This is a genomic window from Dellaglioa sp. CoH-56-MRSF-11 (genome assembly GCF_056782135.1).
The window spans coordinates 1-23,114 of the sequence record NZ_JBXAYE010000003.1 but is presented as its reverse complement, the minus strand read 5'-3'; the positions used below and the strand labels follow the sequence as shown (position 1 = coordinate 23,114).

At 37.1% G+C, this 23,114-nt stretch carries 18 protein-coding genes, 8 tRNA genes and 1 riboswitch; of the genes, 1 reads left to right on the top strand and 25 read right to left on the bottom strand.

Translation table 11 applies throughout. The features are described from left to right. Positions 1-3: 3 nt before the first annotated feature. The 11 genes from rpsC to rpsL all read right to left on the bottom strand — a co-directional run bounded on the left by rpsC (position 4) and on the right by rpsL (position 7,605). Positions 4-660 carry a 30S ribosomal protein S3 gene (rpsC, locus tag AC1RPT_RS03810; protein WP_057974636.1) on the bottom strand — a complete coding sequence of 219 codons (657 nt, stop codon included), beginning with the start codon at positions 658-660 and terminating at the stop codon, positions 4-6. A 13-nt stretch (positions 661-673) separates the two neighbouring features. Further along, positions 674-1,027: a 50S ribosomal protein L22 gene (gene rplV, locus AC1RPT_RS03805; protein WP_409022022.1), complete on the bottom strand. Its 354-nt coding sequence runs from the start codon at positions 1,025-1,027 to the stop codon at positions 674-676. A gap of 14 nt (positions 1,028-1,041) precedes the next feature. Further along, the gene (gene rpsS / locus AC1RPT_RS03800; RefSeq protein WP_057974638.1) at positions 1,042-1,323 is read right to left on the bottom strand and encodes a 30S ribosomal protein S19; all 282 of its coding nucleotides are present in this window, start codon (positions 1,321-1,323) and stop codon (positions 1,042-1,044) included. A 42-nt stretch (positions 1,324-1,365) separates the two neighbouring features. Then, positions 1,366-2,199 (bottom strand): 50S ribosomal protein L2, encoded by an 834-nt coding sequence (gene rplB / locus AC1RPT_RS03795; protein ID WP_409022021.1) that lies wholly within the window; start codon positions 2,197-2,199, stop codon positions 1,366-1,368. A 32-nt stretch (positions 2,200-2,231) separates the two neighbouring features. Next, positions 2,232-2,516: a 50S ribosomal protein L23 gene (gene rplW, locus AC1RPT_RS03790; protein ID WP_409022020.1), complete on the bottom strand. Its 285-nt coding sequence runs from the start codon at positions 2,514-2,516 to the stop codon at positions 2,232-2,234. Continuing rightward, on the bottom strand, positions 2,516-3,139 hold the full coding sequence (gene rplD / locus AC1RPT_RS03785) for a 50S ribosomal protein L4 (protein ID WP_409022019.1): 624 nt from the start codon (positions 3,137-3,139) through the stop codon (positions 2,516-2,518). The genes rplW and rplD overlap by 1 nt, the downstream gene beginning before the upstream one ends. Positions 3,140-3,159: 20 nt before the next feature. Then, a complete protein-coding gene (gene rplC, locus AC1RPT_RS03780) occupies positions 3,160-3,792 on the bottom strand; it encodes a 50S ribosomal protein L3 (RefSeq protein WP_481761616.1) in 633 nt (210 codons plus the stop codon). Between the two features lie 46 nt (positions 3,793-3,838). Continuing rightward, on the bottom strand, positions 3,839-4,147 hold the full coding sequence (rpsJ, locus tag AC1RPT_RS03775) for a 30S ribosomal protein S10 (RefSeq protein WP_057974643.1): 309 nt from the start codon (positions 4,145-4,147) through the stop codon (positions 3,839-3,841). A gap of 343 nt (positions 4,148-4,490) precedes the next feature. Then, positions 4,491-6,584 carry an elongation factor G gene (gene fusA, locus AC1RPT_RS03770; RefSeq protein WP_409022017.1) on the bottom strand — a complete coding sequence of 698 codons (2,094 nt, stop codon included), beginning with the start codon at positions 6,582-6,584 and terminating at the stop codon, positions 4,491-4,493. Between the two features lie 93 nt (positions 6,585-6,677). Continuing rightward, positions 6,678-7,148, bottom strand: a complete 471-nt coding sequence (rpsG, locus tag AC1RPT_RS03765; RefSeq protein ID WP_057974645.1) for a 30S ribosomal protein S7 — start codon at positions 7,146-7,148, stop codon at positions 6,678-6,680. Between the two features lie 46 nt (positions 7,149-7,194). Beyond that, entirely contained in the window at positions 7,195-7,605 is a 411-nt protein-coding gene (gene rpsL, locus AC1RPT_RS03760; protein ID WP_057974646.1) for a 30S ribosomal protein S12, read from the bottom strand. A gap of 252 nt (positions 7,606-7,857) precedes the next feature. Between rpsL and AC1RPT_RS03755 the strand changes: the two genes are divergently transcribed. After that, positions 7,858-8,550, top strand: coding sequence for a prepilin peptidase (locus AC1RPT_RS03755; RefSeq protein ID WP_481761617.1), 693 nt, complete (start codon positions 7,858-7,860; stop codon positions 8,548-8,550). Positions 8,551-8,585: 35 nt separating this feature from the next. Here AC1RPT_RS03755 and AC1RPT_RS03750 read toward each other — a convergent pair whose 3' ends face one another. From AC1RPT_RS03750 to AC1RPT_RS03685, 14 genes are all read right to left on the bottom strand, one after another. Next, positions 8,586-9,911 (bottom strand): nucleobase:cation symporter-2 family protein, encoded by a 1,326-nt coding sequence (locus AC1RPT_RS03750; RefSeq protein ID WP_481761618.1) that lies wholly within the window; start codon positions 9,909-9,911, stop codon positions 8,586-8,588. 65 nt (positions 9,912-9,976) lie between these two features. Continuing rightward, a riboswitch (purine riboswitch) is annotated at positions 9,977-10,074 on the bottom strand. A 143-nt stretch (positions 10,075-10,217) separates the two neighbouring features. After that, positions 10,218-13,871, bottom strand: a complete 3,654-nt coding sequence (gene rpoC / locus AC1RPT_RS03745) for a DNA-directed RNA polymerase subunit beta' (RefSeq protein ID WP_481761619.1) — start codon at positions 13,869-13,871, stop codon at positions 10,218-10,220. 96 nt (positions 13,872-13,967) lie between these two features. Then, a complete protein-coding gene (rpoB, locus tag AC1RPT_RS03740) occupies positions 13,968-17,558 on the bottom strand; it encodes a DNA-directed RNA polymerase subunit beta (protein ID WP_481761620.1) in 3,591 nt (1,196 codons plus the stop codon). A 264-nt stretch (positions 17,559-17,822) separates the two neighbouring features. Then, the gene (gene gorA / locus AC1RPT_RS03735; protein WP_481761621.1) at positions 17,823-19,169 is read right to left on the bottom strand and encodes a glutathione-disulfide reductase; all 1,347 of its coding nucleotides are present in this window, start codon (positions 19,167-19,169) and stop codon (positions 17,823-17,825) included. A 65-nt stretch (positions 19,170-19,234) separates the two neighbouring features. After that, positions 19,235-21,712: an ATP-dependent Clp protease ATP-binding subunit gene (locus tag AC1RPT_RS03730; protein ID WP_481761622.1), complete on the bottom strand. Its 2,478-nt coding sequence runs from the start codon at positions 21,710-21,712 to the stop codon at positions 19,235-19,237. A gap of 14 nt (positions 21,713-21,726) precedes the next feature. Beyond that, positions 21,727-22,194, bottom strand: a complete 468-nt coding sequence (locus AC1RPT_RS03725) for a CtsR family transcriptional regulator (RefSeq protein WP_481761623.1) — start codon at positions 22,192-22,194, stop codon at positions 21,727-21,729. 129 nt (positions 22,195-22,323) lie between these two features. Beyond that, positions 22,324-22,397, bottom strand: a tRNA-Pro gene (locus tag AC1RPT_RS03720). Positions 22,398-22,409: 12 nt separating this feature from the next. Beyond that, positions 22,410-22,483 (bottom strand) — tRNA-Arg (locus AC1RPT_RS03715). Between the two features lie 28 nt (positions 22,484-22,511). Further along, positions 22,512-22,600: transfer RNA gene (locus AC1RPT_RS03710), tRNA-Leu, on the bottom strand. A gap of 11 nt (positions 22,601-22,611) precedes the next feature. Beyond that, positions 22,612-22,683: transfer RNA gene (locus AC1RPT_RS03705), tRNA-Gly, on the bottom strand. Between the two features lie 15 nt (positions 22,684-22,698). After that, positions 22,699-22,774: transfer RNA gene (locus AC1RPT_RS03700), tRNA-Thr, on the bottom strand. A 14-nt stretch (positions 22,775-22,788) separates the two neighbouring features. Beyond that, positions 22,789-22,870, bottom strand: a tRNA-Leu gene (locus AC1RPT_RS03695). Positions 22,871-22,888: 18 nt separating this feature from the next. Continuing rightward, positions 22,889-22,961, bottom strand: a tRNA-Lys gene (locus AC1RPT_RS03690). Between the two features lie 3 nt (positions 22,962-22,964). After that, positions 22,965-23,037: transfer RNA gene (locus AC1RPT_RS03685), tRNA-Val, on the bottom strand. Positions 23,038-23,114 lie beyond the last annotated feature (77 nt).

Below are 23,114 nucleotides of genomic sequence, written 5' to 3'. Positions count from 1 at the left end.
AGGTTATTTCCCTCCTTTCACAGCGTTTTTCTTAGCTGGTAAGATTTCACCACGGTAGATCCAGACTTTAACGCCTAATTTACCGTAAGTAGTCATTGCTTCAACCCAAGCGTAGTCAATATCTGCTCTTAAGGTATGTAATGGAACTGTACCATCTGAGTAGCTTTCAACACGAGACATATCAGCTCCGTTAAGACGGCCAGCAACTTGAACTTTGATACCTTTAGCACCAGAGCGCATTGTACGTTGCATAGCTTGTTTAACAGCACGACGGAATGCGACACGGTTTTCTAATTGTTCCGCAACGTTTTCGCCGACTAATTGAGCATCTAAATCAGGACGTTTGATTTCAACAATGTTGATATGCACACGTTTACCTGTTAAATCATTTAATTCTTTACGAAGTTTTTCAACTTCAGCTCCACCTTTACCGATAACCATACCAGGTTTAGCAGTATGGATTGAAACGTTAACACGTTTTGCAGCGCGTTCGATTTCAACGATAGAGACAGAAGCGTCGGTTAATTTTTCTTGAATGTATTTACGGATGTGTAAATCTTCATGAAGGTAGTTTGCAAAATCTTTTTCTGCATACCATTTTGAATCCCAATCACGAATGATACCTACACGTAATCCCGTTGGATTTATTTTTTGACCCACGCGTTATCCCTCCTTATTTTGTAGTTTCAGATACAACTACTGTAATGTGACTCGTACGTTTGTTAATTGGTGAAGCTGATCCTTTAGCACGAGGACGGAAACGTTTTAAAGTTGGTCCTTCGTTAGCAAAAATATCAGTAATAACTAAGTTTTCACCATCTAAATCAAAATTATTTTCTGCATTAGCTACAGCAGAAAGTAAAACTTTTTCAATGATTGGGCTTCCGGCTCTGGGAGTAAATCTCAAAATACCGATAGCTTCAGCAACACTTTTACCTCTGATAAGATCGATTACCAAGCGAGCTTTACGCGCTGGAATACGAACAGTTTTGGCGGTTGCTTTTGCTGATGTTACTTGTTCAGCCATGTGTATAACCTCCTTTATTTAACTGTAGTTTTCTTATCGTCAGATCCGTGACCACGGAAAGTACGTGTTGGAACAAATTCACCCAACTTATGACCAACCATATCTTCTTGCATAAAAACTGGAACGTGTTTACGTCCATCATATACAGCGATAGTTAGACCAATGAAGTTAGGGAAGATTGTTGAACGACGTGACCATGTTTTGATAACTGTTTTCTTTTCTTGATCAGTTTGTGCTTCGACCTTTTTCATCAAATGTTCATCGACGAATGGTCCTTTTTTTAGACTACGACTCAATGTGAATCCTCCTTCCGGAATATAGCTTAAGCAACAAGTAAATTATTTCTTGTTGCGTCCACGTACGATAAATTTGTCTGATTGGTTTTTCTTTGAACGTGTTTTGTAACCCATCGTCTTTTGACCCCAAGGAGACATAGGTGATGGACGACCAATTGGAGCTTTACCTTCACCACCACCATGAGGATGATCGTTAGGATTCATAACTGATCCACGAACTGTAGGACGTTTACCAGCCCAACGAGCACGACCAGCTTTACCAATTTTGATTAATTCATGTTGTTCGTTACCAACAGCACCGATAGATGCGCGACATGTTGATAAGATCATGCGAACTTCGCCTGATGTCAAACGAACAAGGACGTATTTACCTTCTTTACCAAGTAATTGTGCAGAAGCACCGGCTGAACGAGCAAGTTGTCCACCCTTACCTGGTTTTAATTCGACATTATGAATAATTGTACCAACTGGGATATCTTGAAGAGCTAATGCGTTACCAACCTTGATATCTGCTTCTTTACCAGATTGAACCATCATGCCAACTTCTAATCCTTTAGGAGCAATGATGTATGATTTGATACCATCAGTATATTGTAATAATGCAATATTAGCTGAACGGTTTGGATCATATTCAATTGCTTTAACAGTTGCTGTTACATTGTCTTTAACACGCTTGAAATCGATCAAACGGTATTGACGTTTATGACCACCACCACGGTGACGAACAGTAATGCGACCATAGTTATTACGGCCGGCAGTTCTGCTTTTTGATTCTAGTAATGATTTTTCAGGAGTTGATTTAGTAATTTCTGAGAAATCAGAACCAGTCATATTACGACGACCGTTAGTGGTTGGTTTGAATTTTTTAATTCCCACGTTGTTTTCCTCCTAGTTTACAAAATTTTAGATTATTCTTCGAATAATTGGATTTCTTTTGAGTCGGCAGTTAAAGTAACAATTGCTTTACGGCGTTTTTTAGTATAACCAGCATAGCGACCTTGACGTTTTAACTTACCTTTAACATTCATGATATTTACTTTTACAACTTTAACGCCAAAAATATCTTCAATAGCTTTTTTGACTTCAATTTTAGTTGCACGAGTATCAACGTCGAATGTGTAAACTTTGTTAGCCATTCTATCCATTGCTGCTTCGGTGATGACTGGGCGTAAGATAATATCTCTTGATTCCATTATGAAAGAGCCTCCTCTACTTGAGAAAGAGCTGCTTGAGTCATGACTAATTTATCATTGTTGATAACGTCAAGAACGTTAACACCTTTAGCTTCTACTACTGTAACATTTTGTAAGTTACGAGCTGCTAAAGCAACGAAATCATTGCCAGGTTCAAGAACTATTAATACTTTTTTGTTGATATCTAAGTTACTTAAAACTTCTTTGAAAGTTTTTGTCTTTGGTTGTTCGAAGCTAAGTGCATCGACCATAACCACGCTGTTATCCAATACTTTTTGTGAAAGTACTGATTTAAGAGCTAAACGGCGAACTTTTTTAGGTAATTTGTAACTGTATGAACGAGGAGTAGGGCCAAATACGACACCACCACCACGCCATTGTGGGCTACGGATAGATCCTTGACGAGCACGACCTGTACCTTTTTGGCGCCATGGTTTTCTACCACCACCTGAAACTGCACTTTTGTTTTTAACTGAATGAGTTCCTTGACGTAATGATGCACGTTGCATGATTACGGCGTCAAAAATGACATTGTCGTTAGGTTCGATTCCAAAAATAGCGTCGTTTAATTCAACTTCACCATTTTTAGTACCATCTTGTTTTAATAATGCGACTGTTGGCATTTTGAAATTCCTCCTTCCTGTTATTTAGCGTCTTTTGTGACGTTTTTAATTGTAACTAATGTTTTGTTTGCGCCTGGTACGTTACCTTTAATCAAGATAACATTACTATCAACGTCAACACGAATAATTTCCAAGTTTTGGACAGTTACGCGTTTGCCACCCATGCGACCTGGTAATCTCTTACCTTTGAATACACGGTTAATAACGGCACCCATTGAACCAGGACGACGATGATAACGAGAACCATGAGTCATAGGACCTCGTGATTGTCCCCAACGTTTGATATTTCCTTGGAAACCATGTCCCTTAGACGTACCCGTAACGTTAACGATATCGCCAGCTGAGAATGTATCAACTTTAATTTCGTCACCTACGTTATATTCTCCAAGCTCAACATCGTTAATTTCACGAACGAAGCGCTTAGGAGTAGTATTTGCTTTTGCTGCATGACCTTTAGCAGGTTTGTTTGTTAATACTTCGCGCATGTCTTGGTAACCTAATTGAATTGCTTCGTAACCATCGTTTTCAATTGTTTTCAATTGTAAAACAACGTTTGGCGTAGATTCAATCACTGTAACTGGTACCAATTCACCATTTTCAGTAAAAACTTGTGTCATACCTACTTTTTTTCCTAAGATTCCTTTTGTAGTCATGAGTACACCTCCAATATGTTTGTATTTTTATTTTTGTAACTCTGTTTTATAATTTGATTTCAATATCAACGCCACTAGGTAAGTCAAGTTTCATCAATGAATCAACTGTCTTAGGTGTTGGGTTAACGATATCAATCAAACGTTTATGTGTAAGCATTTCGAATTGTTCACGTGAATCTTTATGCTTATGTGGTGAACGTAAAACTGTGTATAATGTACGTTCTGTTGGCAATGGAATTGGTCCAGAAATTGTTGCCCCTGTTCTTTTTGCAGTTTCAACAATCTTGTCAGCAGATTGGTCTAAAATACGGTGTTCGTAAGCTTTTAAGCGAATACGAATTTTTTGTTTTGCCATTTTGTTCCCTCCTTCGTCTATTTTAAAAATAAGACTAGCTCCGTGTAAGTGACCGACACACCTTGCGTGGCAAAGCTGCCGGGCGTGTCGCAATCTTTCACATCTTAGCTCATTCTATGAAACCCTATCGCAGGGCGTAATACGCCATCTGTTTTTGGGTACTTATCTATACTACTAGAGATAAAGCCTTATGGCAAGTGCTTTCTTATTTTTTTTCAAAGTTTCTCATTATATAATCATAATTAACATTTTTAAAACTTTTTTTATTTTCCAAATGTTATTTTACCACAAAAAAAGAAGCTATCAACAAGTGATAACTTCTTTTATAATTCAGACCAACTAATTAATCAGTAGCTGTTCCGTTTTTCTTCATAATTTCTTCTTGGATTGATTTTGGTACAGCTTCGTAATGATCAAATGTCATTGTGAATGTACCACGTCCTTGTGTAGAAGAACGTAAAGTAGTTGCGTAACCGAACATACCTGAAAGAGGAACCATTGCGTTAACAACTTGTGCATTTCCGCGAGCTTCCATACCTTCAACACGTCCACGACGAGCAGTTACATGTCCCATAACATCACCTAAGTAATCTTCAGGAGCGACAACTTCAACTTTCATCATTGGTTCAAGAATAACAGCACCAGCACTCTTAGCAGCTTTTCTCAATGCCATTGAGGCAGCTACCTTAAATGCTGATTCGTTAGAATCGACATCATGATATGATCCATCATATAACTTAGCTTTAACATCAATAAGTGGGTAGCCTGCAAGAACACCATTTTGCATAGCTTCTCTCAAACCTTGTTCAACTGAAGGAATATATTCACGAGGAACAACCCCACCGACGATAGCGTCTTCGAATGCGAAACCGCCACCCTCTTCATTAGGTGAGAATTCAACTGTAACATCACCATATTGACCTTTACCACCAGATTGACGAACGAATTTACCTTGTGCAGAAACAGTTTTTGTAAATGTTTCACGGTAGGCAACTTGTGGTTCACCAACAGTAGCTTCAACGTTAAATTCACGTCTCATACGATCAACGATGATATCCAAATGCAATTCACCCATCCCAGCGATTAAAGTTTCACCAGTTTCAGGGTTAGTTTCAGCCTTGAATGAAGGATCTTCTTCTGCTAGTTTTTGTAAACCGATATCCATCTTATCTTGATCAGCTTTTGTTTTTGGTTCGATAGATACTTGGATAACTGGTTCAGGGAATTCCATTGATTCAAGGATTAATGGATGTTTTTCATCCGTTAATGAATCACCAGTTGTCGTATTTTTCAAACCAATAGCAGCAGCAATATCACCAGAGAATACTTCAGGAATTTCATTACGGTGATTTGAATGCATTTGAAGGATACGACCAACACGTTCACGCGTGTCTTTAGTAGAGTTCAAGACATAAGAACCAGCTTGTAATGTACCTGAGTAAACACGGAAGAATGTTAAACGACCAACGAAGGGATCCGTTGCAATTTTAAATGCTAAAGCAGCGAAATCTTTGTCATCACCGGCTGTGATTTCAACTTCTTCATCTGTTTTAGGATCTACTGCGTTATAAGGTTTAACATCTAAAGGAGATGGTAAGAAATCATTAACAGCATCCAACATCATTTGAACACCCTTGTTTTTAAATGCTGAACCAGCAAGAACTGGGTACATTTCAAGATTTAATGTTGCTTTACGGATAGCAGCTTTGATTTCATCTTTAGTAATTTCCACACCATCAAGATATTTTTCCATAAGCTTTTCATCAACATCAGCAACGGCTTCAACTAAAGCTTCGCGACGTTTTGTAGCTTCTTCTAAATATTCTTCAGGAACGTCAATACTTTCCCATGTAGCACCTAAATCTTCGTTATCATATAAATCGGCTTTCATTTCGATTAAATCAATAACACCTTCAAAATCATCTTCAGCACCAATTGGCATTTGGATAGGAACAGCATTTACTTGAAGACGATCTTTGATTGTGCCTACTGAGTAATCAAAATTAGCACCCATTTTATCCATCTTATTGATGAAAACGATACGAGGAACTGAATATGTTGTAGCTTGACGCCAAACGTTTTCAGTTTGTGGTTCAACACCAGATTGACCATCTAAAACAACAACGGCTCCATCTAAGACACGAAGTGAACGTTCAACTTCAATAGTGAAATCCACATGTCCTGGAGTATCGATGATATTAATACGATGTTCTTTCCATTCAGCAGTTGTTGCAGCTGATGTGATTGTGATACCACGTTCTTGTTCTTGTTCCATCCAATCCATTTGTGAAGCTCCTTCATGAGTTTCACCAATTTTATGAATTTTACCAGTATAGTATAAAATACGTTCAGTAGTTGTTGTCTTACCAGCATCGATATGAGCAACAATCCCGATATTACGCGTTTTTTCTAGTGGGAATTCGCGTTTATTTGCCATTTTGTAGTATCTCCTTTCGATTCTAAAATAGATTCAAAAAAATGACTACTATATCGATTATCAAAATCATATAATAGCCATTCTTTTATAAAATTACCAGCGGTAATGTGCGAATGCTTTATTAGCGTCAGCCATTTTATGTGTATCTTCACGTTTCTTAACTGATGCACCAGTATTGTTTGCTGCATCCATGATTTCTTTAGCTAAACGTTCTGGCATAGTATGTTCCCCACGTAAACGTGCGTAACTTACTAACCAACGTAAACCTAAAGTTGAACGACGATCAGGGCGAACTTCAATTGGCACTTGGTAGTTAGAACCACCGACACGGCGAGCTTTAACTTCAAGTACAGGCATGATGTTTTTCATAGCTTCATCAAAAACTTCATTAGGTTCGTTTCCTGTTTGTTCTTTAATCATTTCGAATGCATCATACAAGATCTTTGATGCAGTACCACGACGACCATCTAACATTAAACGGTTGATTAAACGTGTTACTAATTTAGAATTGTAAATTGGATCAGGCAATACTTCTCGTTTTGGAGCTGGGCCTTTTCTTGGCATCTAAATAACCTCCTTAGATTCTATTTTTATTAGAATAACTTTATTCTTATTTAGGTCTCTTTGCGCCGTATTTTGAACGACTTTGTTTACGATCAGCAACACCGGCTGTATCAAGAGCACCACGGATAACATGGTAACGTACCCCAGGTAAATCTTTTACACGGCCACCACGAATAAGAACAACACTATGTTCTTGCAAGTTATGTCCAATACCAGGAATGTAAGCTGTAACTTCAAGTAAGTTAGATAAACGCACACGCGCATATTTACGTAAAGCAGAGTTAGGCTTTTTAGGTGTCATTGTTCCGACACGAGTAGCAACCCCACGTTTTTGTGGTGCAGGATTATCTGTTTGAACTTTTTTGTAACTGTTATACCCGAAGTTTAATGCGGGTGCACCAGATTTTGAACCTTTAGAATTACGACCTTTACGAACTAATTGATTAATTGTTGGCATCTAAAGTTTCCTCCTTCCTTATTATAGGTTAATTGTTTTTTAAGTCCACACATCCAGGTGGTTCATTTTTTAATAATAAAAAATAACGTCCTAGACGTCTGTCTTATAATGCGCTGCTGTTATACAGAATCTCAACTATGTAGATGAATTAACTGTTCACAAAAAGCACCTTACACAGAATATCACGGTATTTAATATACGTCAATGGTATTTACACTAAAAAGCGTATTTTTTAATAGGAGGATTTAAATTATGTTAATTAGTTATTTATTTTTACTAGGTGCTTGCCTAGGTTCATTCATCACCTGCATTGCCACACGCTGTGCATTGAATCAGAATCAATTCAACAAAAGATCAATCTGCGACTATTGTGGTACAAAAATACCTTGGTTTGATCTAATTCCTATCTACGCTTATCTTAGATTACACGGACACTGTCGATTCTGCAAGGGAGAATTCCCAGCCTATTCATTTATTTTTGAATGTAGTTTGGCCGCCATGTTGCCCTTATCTTTCACTCAACTATCTCTTTTTGAATTTCTATTACTTATAACGTTCTTATTTTATTTAACTTTTCTATCAGCTATGGATTTCACTAACCGACTGATTTCTGGTCGCTTAACTATCGGTGGTGGAATACTATTCATCCTGTGGCATTATCTGTTATTTGGGTTTCCAGACTCACTAATAGCAATTAGCTTATTCAGTCTGTTTCTATTTGTCTTATGTTTTCAACAAAAGCTCGGCCTTGGCGATTTTATTTTACTGATTATCATTCAACTAACATTTGGTGTTCATTTTTGTTTGATTGCCACTCTTTTTGCTTGTATCAGCTCACTTATCTACTTTTTTACTGTAAAACAGAGTCGATATCAATTTTTCCCATTTGTCCCACATATAACGTTTGGCGTTTATATTACTATTGCGTTATCTTTCTTCATATAAATAAAAAAGCTAAGCAAATTTGCTTAGCTTTTACTTTAATCTTCGATTGCGTCATTCAAATGACCATAATTGAATAGAATATTTAAGATAACAGCCGACAGACTACCGACAACAAGTCCATTACCAAAAATGGTCTGGATTGTTAAGGGTAATGCTTGGAGTAATGCTGGTTGTACTGTTACACCAAGTCCTAAGCTGACCGAAATACCGATAATTAATAAATTACTATTACTACCTTCAACTTCGCGCAACATTTTAATACCTTGTGCACCAACCATACCGAACATAACTAACATAGCACCACCTAAAACGGCTGCTGGAATGACAGTTGCTGCTGCACCAATTTTAGGAAGTAACCCTAAAGCAATTAAAAAGAACGCTGAAAAATAAACAGGTTTCTTCGTTTTAATTCCTGATAGTTGCACAATTCCAACATTTTGTGAAAATGTCGAGTATGGGAACGTATTAAAGATACCACCTAAAACAGCTGCGATACCTTCAGCACGGTACCCTTTTTTTAAATCATCTTTTCTGATTGGACGACCAACGATATCTCCCAGCGCAAAAAATACACCAGTTGATTCAATCATAGTTGTTAACGCTGCTAATATCATAGTCACAATTGATGACCATTCAAATTTAGGGGCAGCAAACATAAAAACATGGGGTAATTGAAACCAATTAGCTTGGCTAACTGGGTCTAATGTTACTTTTCCCATAAATGAGGCAACGACCACACCAACTAAAATACCAATTAAGATACCCACTTGTTGAATGAATCCGCGGCCCCAAATGTTCAAGCCTAAAATAACGGCAATGGTTACACCTGCAACTATTAAGTTAGGGATACTACCAAATGATTTGGCTGTCACATCCCCACCGCCCATGTTGGTAAAGGCAACTGGAATTAACGTTAATCCGATTAACGTAATTAATGATCCTGTCACTACTGGTGGGAAGAATTTTCTAATGTTTGCAAAGAATCCCGAAATTAGAAATATAAAAATACCAGCAGCAATAATTGATCCATACATTGTTCCTAATCCAAAATGTTTTCCTACTGCAGTCAATGGTGCAACGTATTCAATCGCGCACCCAAGTACTACAGGTAAACCAATGCCAGTAAAACGTGTGCGTTTCAATTGTAATAATGTTGCAATCCCACACATGAAAATATCCATCGAAACTAAATAAGTAATTTGTTTTGTACTAAACCCAAGTGCAGCCCCAACTAATAATGGTACCAAAATGTCGCCTGAATACATGGCTAATAAATGCTGTAATCCTAATATTGCTGCTCTAAAATTTGATAAATTAGATTCATCCAAACTACTATTTTCTAATTCCGTGCTATTCTTCATTTGATCCTCCACATTATCTTTCACACTAATAAGTCGGATTTTCTATGGATTTCATGCCTAATACATGCTTGCTTTAACTCACATATAGTCCGGAATTTACGGCTCCGGGTAGAAACTAGCATCCATATCATGACATTATATAGGTGATCAGTATTTTTTATTGTATGACAATATTAACACAGTCTATTTACCCATACAATGGTTTGCGGACGTTATTAAAATGTAAGCGTTAATTGTTCGCTAATAAAGCACAAAAAAAAGAACAACTCTTAAATTAATAAGAATTGTTCTTTTTTAGCTATGACGTTAATCGTTCACGCTAGCTTCTTCTTCTTTCATTCGTTTCTCAATATCTGAGATTGAATAAACATTAGCTGAAATTGAACCTGTTTCTTTTGGTTTAATTTGACGGTAATCTGGCATACCAGTACCGGCAGGAATAATCTTACCAATAATAACATTTTCTTTCAGACCAATTAATGGATCATTCTTACCGCGAATAGCAGCATCCGTAAGAACACGAGTTGTTTCTTGGAATGATGCAGCTGATAAGAAACTGTTTGTTTCTAGAGATGCTTTAGTGATACCAAGTAAGACAGGACGTGAAGTAGCTGGAATGCCACCTTTGATCAATGTCTTATAGTTATCTTCTTTAAGATCCATGATATCCATTAAAGTACCTGGTAATACATTTGTGTCACCGGGATCCATAACGCGAACCTTACGTAACATTTGACGAGACATAACCTCCACATGCTTATCAGAGATTTCTACCCCTTGCATACGATATACTTTTTGAACTTCACGAAGAATATAATTCTCCGTAGAAAGAACATCACGAACTTGAATTAATTGTTTAGGATCAATTGAACCAACTGTTAGTGCTTCACCACGATGAATTTTATCACCTTCGGCAACTTTAAGAACAGCAGTATAAGGTAAACTATATGTTCGTGTATCAGTTTCACCTTTAACTGTTACTTCTTTAGTACGTTCAGCAGGATTTTCTTCAATTGCTTCAATCATACCTGTTACTTCTGTAATTTCAGCACGACCTTTAGGATTACGTGCTTCGAAGATTTCTTGAACACGAGGTAACCCTTGTGTAATATCATCTCCAGCAACCCCACCAGTATGGAAAGTACGCATTGTTAATTGAGTTCCGGGTTCACCGATTGATTGAGCAGCAACAGTACCAACTGCTTCACCAACTTCAACCTGATCACCAGTAGCCATATTACGACCATAACAATGTTCACAAACCCCATGCTTAGTGTTACATGTAAATGCTGAGCGGATAGTTACTTGTTCGATTCCAGCAGCGATAATTGCTTGCGCTTTGCTTTCTTCGATCATTTCGTTTGAAGCGACAATAACTTCACCAGTTTCAGGATTTTTAACGGTCTTCATTGCATAACGACCTAAGATACGGTCATACAATGGTTCGATCATTTCATTTCCTTCTTTAATAGCTGATACATCTAAGCCACGATCAGTGAAACAATCTTTCTCACGAATAATAACATCTTGAGCAACATCAACAAGTCGACGAGTCAAGTATCCAGAATCGGCAGTCTTCAAGGCCGTATCAGTCATACCTTTACGAGCCCCATGAGTTGAAATAAACATTTCCAACACTGACAAACCTTCACGGAAGTTAGAAATAATAGGTAATTCCATTGTTTTACCATTAGGAGCTGCCATCAAACCACGCATACCAGCTAATTGAGTAAAGTTAGAAATATTACCACGGGCTCCAGAATCACTCATCATTTGAATAGGATTTTGTGTGCCCAATGCTTCCATTAGTTTTTGTTGAATATCATCTTTTGCTTGTGTCCAGATAGCAATAACACGTTCATAACGTTCATCTTCTGTAATCAAACCTCGACGGAATTGTTTTGCAACTAAAGCAACTTGTTTATGAGCTTCTTCAATAATTGCAGGTTTTTCCTTTAAGTCAGTTACATCAGAAATACCAACTGTAATACCAGCATGTGTTGATTGATCATAACCTAAGTTTTTAAGACGATCTAACATCTTAGACGTTTCAGTTACTTTAAATCGTTTATAAACTTCAGAAATGATATCACTCAAGAATCCTTTTTTGAAAGGTAAAATAATTTCTTGTGCTTTAATAACATCACCAATATTTTGACCAGGTTCAACAAAATATTTGTCGGCTGTTTTATTAATTAAGTTATCATTCTTAGGTTCATTAATGTAGGCAAATTCATTAGGTAAAATTTCATTAAAGATTGCTTTACCAACAGTTGTTATCATAATGCGTTCTTTTTGCCAATCTGTAAATGGTTTACCTTCAGCAGCTAATGTTGCTGTTTGTAATCCAATACGAGTGTGCAAATGAACGTAACCATTACGGTAAGCCATTACAGCTTCGTTAGCATCTTTAAAGATCATACCTTCGCCTTCGCGGCCAGCTTCTTCCATTGTAAGGTAGTAGTTACCTAAAACCATATCTTGAGAAGGTGTTACAACTGGTTTACCATCTTTAGGTGCCAAGATATGATGAGCAGCTAACATAAGCAAACGAGCTTCTGCTTGTGCTTCATCAGATAAAGGTACATGGATAGCCATTTGATCTCCATCAAAATCAGCATTGTAAGCTTCACAAGCTAAGGGATGAAGACGAATTGCTTTACCATCAACTAAAATTGGTTCGAAAGCTTGAATACCAAGACGATGAAGTGTTGGTGCGCGGTTAAGGAGAACTGGATGTTCAACAATAACTTCTTCTAAAACATCCCAGATATCTTCATCGCGACGATCAAGTTTACGTTTAGCATTTTTAATATTTGAAGCCATTTCACGTTTAACAAGTTCTTTCATCATAAATGGTTTGAATAATTCCAAAGCCATTTCACGAGGAATACCACATTGATTCATTTGTAACGTTGGTCCAACAGCAATAACTGAACGGCCTGAATAATCAACACGTTTTCCAAGTAAATTTTGACGGAAACGTCCTTGTTTACCTTTCAACATATGTGAAAGAGATTTCAATGGTCGGTTACCAGGTCCAGTAACTGGACGGCCACGACGACCATTATCAATCAATGCATCAACAGCTTCTTGTAACATACGTTTTTCATTTTGAACAATAATACCAGGAGCGTTCAAATCTAATAAACGTTTTAGTCGGTTATTTCGGTTAATAACCCGTCTGTATAAATCATTCAAATCAGAAGTGGCAAAACGGCCACCTTCTAATTGAACCATTGGACGTAAGTCAGGTGGAATAATAGGAACAGCATCCATAACCATCCATGCAGGTTCATTTTCAGAAAGTAAGAATGCTTCTAAAATGTCCAAACGACGAACAGCACGTGTTCTCTTTTGGCCAGTAGCATCTTTCAATTCTTCTTTTAATTCTTCAGATTCACCAGCAAGATTAACATCACGTAATAAATGACGAATAGCGTCAGCACCCATTCCAGCTTCGAATTCAGTCCCGTATTCTTCACGTTTTTCACGATATTCACGTTCTGTTAATAACTGTTTCTTTTCAAGAGGTGTGTTACCAGGTTCAGTAACAACGTAAGAAGCAAAGTAGATAACTTCTTCCAAAGCACGAGGACTCATGTCTAAGACAAGACCCATACGACTTGGAATTCCTTTAAAGTACCAGATATGTGTAACTGGTGCAGCTAATTCAATATGACCCATACGTTCGCGACGTACTTTAGAACGAGTAACTTCAACACCACAACGATCACAGACGATACCTTTATAGCGAATACGTTTGTATTTACCACAGGCACATTCCCAATCTTTTGTTGGTCCAAAAATACGTTCATCGAATAGTCCGTCTTTTTCAGGTTTTAATGTACGATAATTGATTGTTTCGGGCTTTTTAACTTCACCATATGACCAGCTTCTAATCTTATCAGAAGATGCTAAGCCAATTTGCATGCTATCAAATTTATTGACATCGATCAAAGGACCGACCTCCCTTTAGTTTTATAGTGTGTTGGATTTCTCAAACTAAGCATTAGCTTCATCCACACAAATTTGAGTTCAGTAACTAAGCCAAAATTATTCTTTGTTCATTTCAGCAGCCATTTTTTCGGCTTCTTCTTTAGCTTTTTTCTCTTTTTGTTCATTAGCTAATTTGCTTAACGCATCCACATTAACGATATCATCATCGTCATCATCCATGTCACGTAATTCAATTTCAGTCTTTTTAGCATCAAGTACTTTCATATCTAATCCTAATGACTGTAATTCTTTAACAAGAACACGGAATGATTCAGGAACACCTGGTTTAGGAATTGGTTCGCCTTTGACAATTGCTTCGTATGTTTTCACACGACCCACAACATCATCAGATTTATACGTTAAAATTTCTTGTAACGTGTAAGCAGCACCATAAGCCTCAAGTGCCCAAACTTCCATTTCACCAAAACGTTGTCCACCAAATTGTGCTTTACCACCTAATGGTTGTTGCGTTACTAATGAGTATGGTCCTATTGAACGAGCATGGATTTTATCATCAACCATGTGAGCAAGTTTCATATAGTACATAACACCTACAGAAACACGGTTATCAAATGCATCACCTGTACGTCCATCATATAAGATTGTCTTACCATCATCTGAAATTCCAGCTTCTTTAAAGACATTCCAGATATCTGAATCGCGAGCACCATCAAAAACTGGTGTTGCAACATGGATACCTAATTTACGAGCAGCCATACCTAAATGAAGATCTAAAACTTGTCCAATATTCATACGAGAAGGAACACCCATGGGATTCAAAAGAATATCAACTGGTGTACCATCTGGCATGTAAGGCATATCTTCAGAAGGGACAACGATTGAAACAACCCCTTTGTTACCATGACGTCCAGCCATCTTATCACCCACACGTAACTTACGTTTTTGTGCAATGTAGATACGAACCATCATATTAACACCAGGACTTAATTCATCCCCTGCTTCACGAGTAAAGATTTTAACATCTTGAACAATACCGCCACCACCATGAGGAACTTTCAATGAAGTATCGCGTACTTCACGAGCCTTTTCTCCAAAGATAGCATGTAATAAACGTTCTTCAGCAGATAATTCAGTAACCCCTTTAGGTGTTACTTTACCAACTAAGATATCACCATCATTAACTTCAGCACCAATACGGACGATACCAAATTCATCAAGATCTTTTAATGAATCTTCACCAACATTAGGAATTTCACGAGTAATTTCTTCAGGTCCTAATTTTGTATCACGTGCTTCTGATTCAAATTCTTCAATATGAATTGATGTGTAGACATCATCACGAACAAGACGTTCGTTAATGATAACAGCATCTTCAAAGTTATAACCATTCCAAGTCATAAAGGCAACTAATGGGTTTTGGCCTAAAGCTAATTCCCCATTTTCCATTGAAGGACCATCAGCTAAAATTTCATCAGCATCAACATGATCGTTTACACGAACAATTGGACGTTGATTGTAGTTTTTACCACCATTTGAACGATGGAATTTCATTAATTTGTATTTATCTAAAGCGCCATCTTCACGACGAACACGAATTTCACGTGCATCAACGTATTCAACAGTACCTTCGTTTTTGTTAATTAAAGCGACACCAGAATCATGAGCTGCCTTATATTCAATACCTGTACCAACAAGTGGTGAATGAGGATTGATTAAAGGAACAGCTTGACGTTGCATATTGGCACCCATCAAGGCACGGTTAGAATCATCATTTTCCAAGAAAGGAATACATGCTGTAGCAACAGCCACAACTTGTTTAGGTGAAACATCCATGTAATCGACTTTATCAATACCGATTTCGATATTTTCTGAACGATTACGAGCCATAACGAGTTCATTTACAAATGAATCATCTTCATTTAATGGTGAGTTAGCCTGTGCAATAACATAGTTATCTTCTTCATCAGCAGTCAAGTAATCGATTTTATCAGTTACTTGATGTGATTCCCAGCTCACACGACGATAAGGTGTTTCAATAAAACCATATCGGTTAACACGTGCATAACTTGATAAACTATTAATCAAACCAATGTTAGGTCCTTCAGGCGTTTCAATTGGACACATACGACCGTAATGCGTGTAATGAACATCACGAACTTCATATCCAGCACGATCACGAGTCAAACCACCAGGTCCTAAGGCAGAAAGACGACGTTTATGTGTCAATTCACCAAGTGGATTAGTTTGATCCATGAATTGTGATAATTGAGATGAACCAAAGAATTCTTTAATAGAAGCCACAACAGGACGAATGTTAATCAATTGTTGTGGTGTAACAGTTGTTGTATCTTGAATTGACATACGTTCACGTACAACACGTTCCATACGTGATAAACCAATTCTAAATTGATTTTGTAGTAATTCACCAACTGAACGAATACGACGGTTACCTAAATGATCAATATCATCCACAGAACCAATATTTTCTTTTAAATTAAAGAAATAGTTCATTGAAGCAATAATATCAGCAGGTACAATATGTTTGTATTGTAAGTCAATATTGCCATTACCAATCATTGGCATCTCACGTTCTGGGTCTACTTGAGAATAAACCTTAACGATTTGAAGTACCATAGGTTCAGTAACAACACCATCTTCTGATGGGTGGTATGTGACCGTCTTGAAATCTTGACGATCAAGATATGGTGCTAAAGTTTCCATAACTTGTTTATCAATTACGGTATCTTTTTGTGCAAGTACTTCACCAGTATCTGGATCAGCCAATGTTTCAGCTAATGTTTGGTTCAATAAACGTGTTTTCAAGCTTAATTTTTTATTAATTTTGTAACGACCAACTGGAGCTAAGTCGTAACGTTTTGGATCAAAGAAACGAGCTGTCAATAAACTACGTGAGCTATCAGCTGTTTTAGGTTCGCCGGGACGTAGACGTTCATAAACATCTTTTAAAGATTCTTCAACACGTGAATCATCCGTATTTTTATGAACATCTTTTTCAAGTGTTAGCATTAAGCTATCATTGTTACCCAACATTTCAATAATTTCATCATCAGAACCAAATCCTAAAGCGCGGACCAATTCAGTTAATGGAATTTTACGTGTACGATCAATACGTACATATGAAATATTTTTAGCATCTGATTCATATTCTAACCATGCACCACGGTTAGGAATAACAGTTGTGCCATATGTTTCACGGCCATTTTTATCTAATGAACCATTGTAGTAAACCCCTGGTGAACGAACTAATTGAGAAACAATAACTCGTTCAGCACCATTAATGATAAATGTTCCTTGTTCTGTCATTAATGGGAAATCACCAAAGAAAACATCTTGAGATTTAATTTCGCCAGTTTCATGGTTAGTTAAACGTAATGTAACATGTAATGGAGCCGAATAGTTCGCATCATGTGCGCGTGCTTCATCTACAGTGTATTTAGGTTCTAATAATTGGTAATCAACAAATTCTAATGATAAGTTACCAGCAAAATCGTCAATTGGCATGATGTCTTCAAACATTTCACGAAGACCTTCATCCAAGAACCATTGGTAAGAGTCACTTTGAATTTCGATTAAATTAGGTAAATCTAAAACTTCTTTGATACGTGCGTAACTTCTACGTGTACTGTGTTTACCGTAGTTTACTAAATGTCCAGCCAAATTAGTCACCTCTCAAATTTATTCTGTAAACCTGCCAAAGTCCGATGATTTTATATTACAGTTTGATTACAAATTGCATACTAGACGAAAAAATCGGTTTTTTTGGCAAAAGAAAAAACAAAAACAGTTTATTTATTTTTAAATAATCACCATTTTTGTCTCTCTATAAGGCTTCTTACGGACAATAGATCGTAATCAGCTATAAAAATTCACAGTATTATACATTTAATTATCATATACGCTATTGAATCGGATGTCAACAGTTCGTGCTCATTAAGTCATCGTCACAAATTCTTCAGCACTCGTTGGGTGAATAGCAACTGTATCATCGAAATCTTTTTTAGTTGCGCCCATTTTAATTGCTACTGCAAATCCTTGTAGCATTTCGTCCATGCCTTCTCCAACACCATGTAATCCAACAATTCGTTCATCTTTACCAACCGTAATTAACTTCAGGTTTTCCTTCACCTTACTATCACCTAAACTATAACGCATTGGTGTAAATGATGATCGATAAATTTTTAGATTTTCTTGACCATATTCTAAAGTTGCTTCAGCTTCAGTTAAACCAATCGTTCCAGCAACTGGATGTGAGAATACCACTGTGGGTACCAATTTATAATCTAAATGTTCCGTAGGTTTATTATTAAACACACGCTCCATTAATCTTCGGCTAGCTGCAATTGCAACAGGTGTTAAGTCAAGTTTACCAATAACATCCCCAGTCGCATAAATACCAGCAACTGATGTATTTTGATACTCGTCGACCACAATAGTACCATTATCATTTAATTTAATATTTGTGGCAGAAATATTCATTTTATCGGTAACTGGTCGGCGGCCAACCGCCCAAATAACACAATCTACGACCAATGAGTCATCATTGGTAATAACTTCATATTTACCATCACTTCGCCGTTTCAACTCTGTCACCTTTGAGTTAAAACTAATATCAATTCCATTTTCTATATACGTTTCTGTTACATTTGTTGAAATTAATTCATCAAAATTAGGTAACAACGTGTCGTATTTTGCATACATGTGAACTTTTGACCCTAGTGCATTCAACGTTCCAGCAAGTTCAGTACCAATATAACCGTTTCCGATAACCGCAACTTTAGCAGGTAATTCTTTCAAATCATCAAAGAATTGATTAGATTCAATCCCATACGTTGCGCCAGGAATGTCGGGTATATTGGGTGTTCCACCAGTTGCAATTAGTATGTGCTCTGAGACATATTTTGAGCCATTAACTTCAACTGTTTGATTATCAATAAATTTTGCATAGCCTTTAATGACTTGTACCTGATTTTTATCTAAATTTCTGAAATATGCGCCATGTAATCGTTCAATATATGCAGAACGGTTAGCAACTAATTTTTCAAAATCAAGTTGCGGCTGTTGTTTAGTAAACCCATAATCAGTAGCTAAATCAAAATCTTGTGCTAACGCTGCTGCAGACCACATAATCTTTTTAGGTACACATCCAACGTTGACACAAGTTCCACCAATTTCATTTCCTTCTATTAAAATTACTTTTTTTCCAAAAGAACCAGCTCGATTTGCTGCTGCAATTCCAGCAGAGCCTCCACCAATTACAATAAGATCTATTTTTTCCATAGATAACACTCCTTTTCTAGTGATAAAAAAGGTGCAACTACATGAATAGTTACACCTTTTTAAGTTTACTTCACTGCTACTTTAGTTTTTGATTCTTTAATCGTTACTTTGATAACACCTTTTACAGCACCAATTGTAATATTATCATTATCTTTTATTTGACCAGAAAGAAGAATATCACTTAGACGGTCCTCAACTTCTGTTTGTAATGCACGACGAATGGGTCTAGCACCATATTCTGGATCAAACCCTGCCTTAGCAATCACATCAATTGCTGCAGGTGATATTTTAACCTTAATATCTTGTTCCTTCAACCTATCAATAACTTCTTTAGTCATCAATTTCACAATCTCATGTAATTCAACTTTAGTTAATGAATGGAATATAATTGATTCATCAATTCGGTTTAAAAATTCTGGACGAAAGGCTTTTTTAAGAGCCGCGCGAATTTTTCCAGACATTGCCTTATATTCATCTTTTTCAGATTCTACACCAAATCCAACAAACTTCTCATCACGAACGGCAGTTGCACCTAAGTTAGATGTCATAATGATAATTGTATTTCTAAAATCAATACGACGTCCTTTAGAATCTGTTAAGTATCCATCATCTAACACTTGAAGTAAAATATTAAAAACATCAGGATGCGCTTTTTCAACTTCATCCAAGAGAACAACAGAATATGGTGTCTGACGAACTTTTTCAGTCAATTGTCCACCTTCATCATATCCAACGTAACCTGGTGGCGATCCAATCAAGCGACTTGTACTATATTTTTCCATATATTCCGACATATCCACTCGAATCATTGCTTCTTCAGAGCCAAACATAGCTTCAGCAAGTGCCTTAGCTAATTCAGTTTTACCAACACCCGTTGGCCCAAGGAACATGAATGAACCAATTGGTCTTGCTGGATTTTTCAATCCGCTTCTAGCACGTCGAATAGCCTTTGCAATTGAGCTAACTGCCTCATTTTGACCAATAACACGTTTATGCAAAATGTCTTCAAGATGAATTAAGCGATCACTTTCACTTTTATTCAATTGTTGTACTGGAACACCTGTCCAATCAGAAACAATTCCTGCAATTTCTTCGCTAGTTACCTTTATATCATAATGTTCTGCACTAGACTTAACGGCAGCATTTTTTTCGGCTTCTAAATCTTCAACCTGCTTTTTAACACGCATTTCTTTTGTACGAATACCCGCAGCTAATTCAAAATCTTGCTGACTAACTGCATCATCTTTTTGTTGACGCAATTCGTCAAGTTGATCTTGTTTTTTACTTAATTTTGATTTAGTCCTTGGGCGCTCAATACGAACCTGAGCAGCGGCTTCATCCATTAAATCAATCGCCTTATCAGGTAGGAATCGATCAGTAATATATCGATTACCCATTTCTACTGCTGCTTCAATTGCATCATCGGTAATTTGCACGCGATGATGTGCCTCATATTTAGGTCGGAGTCCCTTTAAAATATCAACAGTCTGTGCTTCTGTTGGTTCTTTGATTGTGATTGTCGCAAAACGTCGTTCCAAAGCAGCATCAGATTCAATGTATTTTTGATACTCATCTAATGTCGTTGCACCAATAACTTGAACTTCACCACGAGCCAATGCAGGTTTTAATATATTAGATGCATCTATTGCACCTTCTGCACCCCCTGCACCAATTAACGTGTGTAATTCATCAATAAATAAAATAACATCTTTAGTCGTGTATACTTCTTTCAATATTTTCTTTAACCGATCTTCAAATTCACCACGATATTTTGTTCCCGCAACTAATGATCCCATATCAAGCATCATTAATCGTTTTCCAATCATGTCTTCAGGAACGTTTCCGTCAACTAATCGTTGAGCAAACCCCTCAGCGATTGCAGTCTTACCAACACCAGGTTCACCAATTAACACTGGATTATTCTTAGTTCGACGACTCAATACTTGAGTTAATCTTTTCACTTCAGAATCTCGACCAATTACAGGGTCAATCTGCTTATCACGAGCCATTTTAGTCAAATCACGTGCTAATTCATCTAATGTAGGTGTTCCCTCTTCTGGAGTTTGTTTACCACGATTCTTTTGTCTCATCTGAACTTCACTGACACCAAGTTGACGGAAAATCATTTTACGTACCTGCTTAACATCAGCACTTAATCCGCCCATAATTCTTGATGATAATATTTCATTATTACTTGTTAGCGCTAGTAAAAGATGCTCTGTACCCACCTTACTTGCATTTAAATTTTTAGCTTCATCGTTAGCAATTGATAAAATCATTTTTGCTTTTGGTGAGTAAGGTAAATAATTATCATTTTTATTTAATCTCAATGATCCATAACCAGTGAATCTTTCGATTTCTTCCATTATATCTTCTGGATCAACATTAAATTGTTTCAATACTTTATCTGCAATACCATTTTGTACTTCAGACAAAGCCAAAAGTAAATGTTCAGTACCAACGGCTTGTTGACGATAGTGTTTAGCAGCTTCCTGTGCTCGAATAAGAACTTCTTTTGCACTCGGCGTAAATAAATTATCCATATTATTACCTCTTTCTACTCTTCATATCGTAAGCGATTAATTAAATTAATCAACATTTTAGCGCGTATCATATTTTCTGATTCTGTATCCATACCAAGAAAAACATCTTTCTTTATTATAGCTAAAACTAAATTTGATTCTTTTTTTGTCAATGTCTTCTCATCATATAAACTTTGAATAATATCGTAACCTTCTTGTTGGGATACGTTTGTACCAATTAAATTTTCTATTGTTTGAATAAATTCTTGATCTACAAAAAGATTTACCTTTTCTATCCTAATATATCCACCGCCACCACGTTTACTCTCTACTACATATCCATTTTGAATAGTAAATCGCGTGTTAATAACATAATTTATTTGCGATGGTACACAATTAAATAATTCAGCAACTTCAGAACGTTTAATGACTATTTCTTTTTCGTCTAAAAGAATTTTCTTAAAATACTTCTCAATCACATCAGAAATATTCTGACCCTGCATATTCATCACCTCAAATAGTTTGACTAATGTTGACTTTCATTATACGAAATATAAATTAAAATTGAAAGTTATTTGTCCTAAACAAAAAAAGGAATTTAAACATAAAGTTTAAATTCCTTTTTCAATTAATCGGGAAAACAGGATTCGAACCTGCGACCCCCTGGTCCCAAACCAGGTGCTCTACCAAGCTGAGCTATTTCCCGAACACAAAAAAATGCACCCAGTAGGAGTCGAACCTACAACCTTCTGATTCGTAGTCAGACACTCTATCCAGTTGCGCTATGGGTGCATTAAAAATATAAAATTAAAACAATAAATGGTGCCGAGGACCGGAATCGAACCGGTACGGTGATCACTCACCGCAGGATTTTAAGTCCTGTGCGTCTGCCAGTTCCGCCACCCCGGCATTTATTGAAAAGCGGAAGACGGGATTCGAACCCGCGACCCCCACCTTGGCAAGGTGATGCTCTACCACTGAGCTACTTCCGCAAAAAAATTAAAAAATGGTGCCGACTAGACGATTCGAACGCCCGACCCCCTGATTACAAATCAGGTGCTCTACCAACTGAGCTAAGTCGGCATAACTGAAAATGATGCGGGTGAAGGGACTTGAACCCCCACGTCTTACGACGCTAGATCCTAAATCTAGTGCGTCTGCCAATTCCGCCACACCCGCAGAATGTGGAATTGAAAATGAGCCGTGACAGGCTCGAACTGTCGACCCTCTGATTAAAAGTCAGATGCTCTACCAACTGAGCTAACGGCTCAAATGGAGGTTACAGGGCTTGAACCTGTGACCCTCTGCTTGTAAGGCAGACGCTCTCCCAACTGAGCTAAACCTCCAAATAATAAAAAAAGCATGGCAACGTCCTACCCTCGCAGGGGGCGACCCCCAACTACTCTTGGCGCTAAGAAGCTTA